The following is a 5,738-nucleotide window of genomic DNA, read 5'->3' as shown; positions in this document are numbered from 1 at the left end:
GGCCGGAATGTTCCGTAACCTGACCGACAAGCTGGGCGAGATCGCCCATCGTCTGCAAGGCAAGGCGCGCGTCGATGAAGCGACGCTCGATGCCACCCTGCGCGAGATGCGGCTGGTGCTGCTCGAGGCCGATGTGGCCCTACCGGTGGTGCGCCACCTGATCGACGGCGTACGCACGCGGGCGCTGGGCGCCAAGGTGGCCAGAAGCCTCCAGCCGGGCCAAGTGGTGGTGAAGATCCTGCACGACCATCTGGCGGGGGTGCTCGGCGGCGACCGCCGGCCGTTGCGACTGGAGCGCATCCCCTCCACCATCCTGCTCTGCGGCCTGCAGGGCGCGGGCAAGACCACCACCGCCGGCAAGCTGGCCCGCCTGCTCGCCGCCGAGGGCAAGAAGGTGGCGCTGACCAGCGTCGACGCCACCCGGCCGGCCGCACGCGAACAGCTGCAGGTGCTCGCCGGCCAAATCGGCGTTCCCTACCTCGTCGGCGGGGGGGAGGATCCGGTGGCCATGGCCCGCTCGGCCTGCGACCAGGCGCGCGTCAACGGCCACCATGTGCTGATCGTCGACACCGCCGGCCGCCAGGTGGTCGATACGGCGTTGATGGAAGAGATCGCCGCCGTGGATGCGGCGATCGCGCCGCAGGAGCGGCTGCTGGTGCTCGACGCCATGACGGGACAGAGCGCACTCACCGTCGCCGAACGGTTCCACCAGCGGGTGCCGATGAGCGGCTGCATCCTGACCAAGGCCGACGCCGACGTGCGCGGCGGCGCGGCCCTCTCCATCGCCCACGTCACCGGGGTGCCGATCCGTTTCCTCGGCACCGGCGAGAAGCTGGATGCGATCGAGCCCTTCGACGGCCGCCGCTTCGCCGGCCGCATCCTCGGCCAGGGCGACATCGTCGGCCTGGTGGAGAAGGTGCAGGCCGAGGTGGACGAGCAACGGGCGCGCAAGATCGGCGACAAGCTGCGCAAGGGGAAGTTCGACCTGGCCGATTTCGGCGAACAGCTCGACCAGATGGTCAACATGGGCGGAATGGGCGCGTTGCTCAAGATGCTGCCGGGGACGAAACTCCCCAGGGAGGCGCTGGAGCAGGCCGACGACCGCCAGTTGCGCCGCATGCGCGCCATCATCCACTCGATGACCCCCAAAGAGCGGCAGCGGCCGGCGATCATCAACGGCAGCCGCAAACGGCGCATCGCCGCCGGCTCCGGCACCAGCGTGCAGCAGGTCAACCAACTGCTCAAGCAGTTCGCGCAGATGCAGAAGATGATGAAACGGATGCGCGGCGGCCGCGGCAAGCGGATGCTGGCGCAACTGGCCGGCAGGATGGGGCTGCCCGGCGGCTTCCCCGGGGGGCTGCCCGACGCATGATCGATCCGGAAGTGGAGATCCCCGTCCCCGAGCGGTTCCGCAGCGCCGACTACCGTGCGGTGGTGGCCGATGCGCCGGCGGCGGCGCGGGTCGTGCTGCCCGCCGCCGCACGCGAGACGATGAAGGAACTCGCCTGTGCCGGCTACCCGGAGGAGGTCTGCGGCCTGCTGATCGGCACCCTCGACGACGACGGCTGGCTGGTGGAGGAAGCGCGGGCGGTGGCCAACCGCAACCGGGAGCGCGCCGGCGACCGCTTCGAACTCGACCCCGATGCCTATCGGCGTATCGACCGCGGGCTGCGCGGCAGCGGCAAGGAGATCATCGGCGTCTTTCACTCCCACCCCGACTGCCCGGCGCGCCCATCGCCGACCGATCTCGCCGCCGCCTGGGAGGGATTCCTCTACCCGATCGTCAGCGTCTGCGGCGGGTGCTTCGCCGAGCTTCGCTGCTGGAGCCTGGACGGGGCGTGCGGCCGGTTTCGCCGGGTGGAGCGCGTCCAATGCCGCTGATCCTGCTGCTGGCCGGCGCCCTGCTGCTTGCCGGCTGCCAGCCGCTGCACCACACCACCGCGGCCGGCCATGCCGCCGCTGGCAACAAGGCGGCCGACAGCGCGCAGCGGCAGAGCCACCGGCAGGCGGCGCAACAGCCGACCCGCCGCCCGATCCCGCTCGACAAGCTGGAGCCGGAGTTCCTCTTTCTCGCCGCGCAGAGGGCCATCGACCAGGGGCAGTTGGCCCGTGCGGCCGCCTACCTGACGCCGGTGGTGGCGCGCGATCCCTACGCCGTGCTGCCGCGCGCCCAACTGGCCGAGGCGCTGCTCAAGAGCGGCCGGCCGGCCGCCTCCCTGCCCCACTTCCGCGCGCTGCTGGAGGGGCCGGCGGCGACGCGGTTGGCGCTGGGCGAGCGGATCCGGCTGACCCTGCTGAAGAGCGCCGCATTGCTCGCCACCCACCAGCGGGATGCCGCCCGCGCCACCCTGCGCCGGCTGCTCGCCGACCACCCAGGGCAGGAAGGGGCACGCATCGAGCTGGCCCGACTGCTGCTGGCCGATGGCGACGGCGACGAAGCGCTGGCCTTGATCCGTGAGGGGATCCAGCACCGCGACTCCGCCAGGCTGCGCCAGATGGAGGTGCAACTGCTGCTGCGGATGGGCCGGTTCCGACAGGCGCTCGCCGCCATGCAGTCGATGCTGGCCCTGGAGCCGGATGACGGCCGGATCACCATCCTATTCAGCCACTTCGCCGAACAGATGAAGCGGCCGGACCTGGCCGAGGAACAGCTGCGCGCCTTCCTGCGGCGCCACCCCGGCGACAAGAAGGTCGCCCGCACACTGGGGAGCCTGCTGCTGCGGCAGGGGCGCGGCGGGGAGGCGATCCTGCTCTACCGCCAGCTCCTGAAGCAGAACCCCGACGCCACCGACACCCGCAACACCCTCGGCCTGCTCTACCTGCAAAACCGGCACTACCATGCCGCCGAACGGCTGCTGGCCGGGGCGAAGGATGCCGAGGGGCGCTTCTACTACGCCGCCGCCCTCGAGGCGCAGAAGCGTGACCCCGAGGCGCGGGCCGTCTACGAGCAGCTGCGCTCCTCTCCGCTCCAGCGCAGGGCGCGGCTGCGCATCGCAGCGATCGAGGCGCGGGCCGGCCACGACGCAAAGGCGCTCGCCATCGTGCGCGCGCTGCTCGCCGACCCGAAGTTCCGCCAGCCGCAGCGGAGCGAAGCGTGGTCGCTGCTCTCATCGATCCTGCTCCAACAGAAGCGCTACCGGCAGTTGATCGAGCAGACCGCCGAGGCGCTGCGCCAACAGCCGGTGGATCCCCGGCTGCTGTTCAACCGGGCGGTGGCCTTCGAACACTTCAAACGCTACGACGAGGCCGAGGAGATGGTGCGCCGGCAGCTCAAGTTGCAGCCCGACAACGACGAGGCGCTCAACTTCCTCGGCTACATGCTGGCCGAACGCGGCGTGCGGCTGGATGAGGCCGAGCAGCTGATCCGGCGTGCGCTCGACCACAGGCCCGACGACGGCTACTACCTCGACTCGCTCGCCTGGGTCTTCTACCAGCGCGGCGACTACGCACAGGCGATCCGGATCCAGCGCAAGGCGATCGCCCAGGTCGGAGACGACGCGGTGATGTACCAGCACCTGGGCGACATGCTCTGGCGGCACGGAGAGCGGAAGGAGGCCCGGGCCAACTGGCGCAAGGCGCTGGCGCTCGACCCCCCCGAACCGGAGGCGCTCCGCGCCCGACTCCGCCGCGGCCTGCAGGGGGCCGGCCCCTGACCGACCGCCTCCCTCCGCCGCTCCGTGGCAGCGCGCCTCTGTGGCTCGCCCTGCTCCTCATCACCGGTGGATGCGCCAACTGGAGGCCACTGCCCGCGCAAATACCGGCCGGGCGTGAAGCGATCGGCCCCTACCCCGAACCGCACGGCCGGCTGCTCATCCTGGGCAAGCGGCGCGCGCAGCTCACCTTCGCCTGCCGCGGCGCCGAGGCCGCCGGCTCCTGCCGGCTGGCGCACGCGGCCAGCGGCCGCATCCTCCTGCTGCGCTGGCAGGGCGACCGGCTGTGGCTCAAGGACAACGCGGCCGCCGACCAGCGCTGGCGGCCGGTCGGCGCGCGCGAACGTGAACGGCTGGGGCTGCCGGTCCATCCGGCGGTGATCTTCGCCATCCTCAACGGCCGTCTGCCGGAGTGGCTGCATGCGCGGCACGCCAACCTGTGGCGGGGGCGCATCCACGGCGAGCGGGTGCAGGTGCGCTGGTTTCCCCACAAAGCGATGCTGGAGCTGACCAGCCTGAGCCGTGCCGCGCGCGTGCGGCTGCTGCTCTCTCCGCAATGAGCACCAATCAGAAAAACGGTGCGCTGCCGCCGATCGTGATCGATCGGCTGCGCATCGATCCACCGCTGCTGCTGGCGCCGATGGCCGGCATCACCGACCTGCCGTTTCGCCGCATCTGCCGCGCATACGGCGTGGGCCTGACGGTGACCGAGATGATCGCCTCGCGCGCCGTGGAGCAGGGGCGCAGGCGCACCGAGCGGATGGCGCTGATCGACCCGGACGAACACCCGGTGGCGATCCAGATCGCCGGCTCCGACCCCGGCTACCTGGCCGATGCGGCGCGCTGGGCGGCCGACCACGGCGCCGACCTGGTCGACATCAACATGGGCTGCCCGGTGAAGAAGGTGTGCCGACAGCAGGCCGGGTCGGCGCTGCTGCGGGACGAGCGGCAGGTGGCCCGGCTGCTCGATGCGGTGGTCGCTGCGGTCGAGCTTCCGGTCACCCTCAAGATCCGTACCGGCTGGGACCAGCAGAGCAAGAATGTCGATCGCATCGCCCGCATCGCCGAGGAGTGCGGCGTGCGCATGCTCACCGTCCACGGCCGCACCCGCAGCCAGATGTTCCATGGCCATGCCGACTGGCACGACATCGGCCGAGCGGTCGAGGCCGTCTCGATCCCGGTGATCGGCAACGGTGATGTGGTCGACGGCGCCTCGGCGCTGGAGCTGATCCGCGTCTCCGGCTGTGCCGGGGTGATGGTCGGCCGCGCGGTGCAGGGCAATCCGTGGCTGCTGGCCGAGGTGGCCGCCGCGCTGCGCGGCGCGCCGCCGCCCGCCCCACCCGACCGGGAGGCGCGCTGGGCGGTGGTGCGCCGCCACATGGAGCTGCTGGCCGAGCACCACGGCCGCTTCCTCGCCGGCCAACTGGCCCGCAAGCATGTGGTCTGGTACAGCAGGGGGTTGCCGGACGCAGCCCGCTTCCGCGCCTGTTTCCAGCGGCTGCGCGACTGGCCGGAGCAGCTGGCCTGCGCCGAGGGCTACTTCCTGTATGGGCGGCTGCCCCCGTCCGACCCCCTGCAGACGGTGACGGAAGCAGAAGAACGCGACCGTTCCTGGCGTTGATGCCGGCCGCGACAACCTCCGCCCCTTTGCCTCACGGACGCAAGTGGGTTACCCTCGCCTCGGCCGCTCCGTCCTCCGGTTTATGCACAAACAGCGCGGGCGCATCATCGGGCCACGTCCCCTCAAGTGGTGTATGCGCTGGTGCGCCATTCTTCCGAATGGGGTCATCATGCTGCTTTTGCCATTTCAGGCTGATTTGGCTCTGAGTTTTTTGGAACCTGCTCCCTGATCAGCGCCTCGATGCTTGCCCGGCTCATGTGGCAGCGGCTCTGTGCCGTCCATTCCTCGTTCCGCTCGATGAGCAAGGAGCCGACGAGACGCAGGATGGCCTTCCTGTTCGGGAAAATTCCGACCACGTGGGTTCTGCGACGCACCTCCCGGTTCAAACGTTCTTGCGGATTGTTGGACCAGATCTTCTTCCAGTGTTCCTTCGGAAACGCCGTGTACGCCAGGATGTCGTCGCAGGC

At 70.6% G+C, this 5,738-nt stretch carries 5 protein-coding genes and 1 pseudogene; 5 read left to right on the top strand and 1 reads right to left on the bottom strand.

The genetic code is table 11. The annotated features are described in order from the left end of the window. Nucleotides 1–7: 7 nt before the first annotated feature. The 5 genes from D6682_06780 to dusB all read left to right on the top strand — a co-directional run bounded on the left by D6682_06780 (nucleotide 8) and on the right by dusB (nucleotide 5,271). Complete coding sequence (locus tag D6682_06780; protein RMH50484.1) at nucleotides 8–1,372, top strand: signal recognition particle protein; 1,365 nt, start codon at nucleotides 8–10, stop codon at nucleotides 1,370–1,372. Continuing rightward, a complete protein-coding gene (locus D6682_06775) occupies nucleotides 1,369–1,881 on the top strand; it encodes a M67 family peptidase (GenBank protein ID RMH50483.1) in 513 nt (170 codons plus the stop codon). The genes D6682_06780 and D6682_06775 overlap by 4 nt, the downstream gene beginning before the upstream one ends. Further along, nucleotides 1,872–3,653, top strand: a complete 1,782-nt coding sequence (locus D6682_06770) for a hypothetical protein (protein RMH50482.1) — start codon at nucleotides 1,872–1,874, stop codon at nucleotides 3,651–3,653. The genes D6682_06775 and D6682_06770 overlap by 10 nt, the downstream gene beginning before the upstream one ends. 374 nt (nucleotides 3,654–4,027) lie before the next feature. Beyond that, nucleotides 4,028–4,210 (top strand): hypothetical protein, encoded by a 183-nt coding sequence (locus D6682_06765; protein ID RMH50481.1) that lies wholly within the window; start codon nucleotides 4,028–4,030, stop codon nucleotides 4,208–4,210. Then, a complete protein-coding gene (gene dusB / locus D6682_06760) occupies nucleotides 4,207–5,271 on the top strand; it encodes a tRNA dihydrouridine synthase DusB (GenBank protein ID RMH50480.1) in 1,065 nt (354 codons plus the stop codon). The genes D6682_06765 and dusB overlap by 4 nt, the downstream gene beginning before the upstream one ends. A gap of 278 nt (nucleotides 5,272–5,549) precedes the next feature. Here the strand turns inward: dusB and D6682_06755 are convergent. Continuing rightward, nucleotides 5,550–5,738 (bottom strand): annotated as a pseudogene (locus D6682_06755) (IS256 family transposase).

It is taken from the genome of Zetaproteobacteria bacterium (assembly GCA_003696765.1).
Classification (GTDB): Bacteria; Pseudomonadota; Zetaproteobacteria; order Mariprofundales; family J009; genus RFFX01.
Note: the sequence above shows the minus strand (reverse complement) of the source record. Positions and strands in the feature narration are given on the sequence as shown.

Bases quoted from the DNA above. Each gene is read 5' to 3' on its own strand.
- dusB (RMH50480.1), top strand. From the start codon at position 4,207: ATGAGCACCAATCAGAAAAACGGTGCGCTGCCGCCGATCGTGATCGAT.
- D6682_06770 (RMH50482.1), top strand. From the start codon at position 1,872: ATGCCGCTGATCCTGCTGCTGGCCGGCGCCCTGCTGCTTGCCGGCTGC.
- D6682_06780 (RMH50484.1), top strand. From the start codon at position 8: ATGTTCCGTAACCTGACCGACAAGCTGGGCGAGATCGCCCATCGTCTG.
- D6682_06775 (RMH50483.1), top strand. From the start codon at position 1,369: ATGATCGATCCGGAAGTGGAGATCCCCGTCCCCGAGCGGTTCCGCAGC.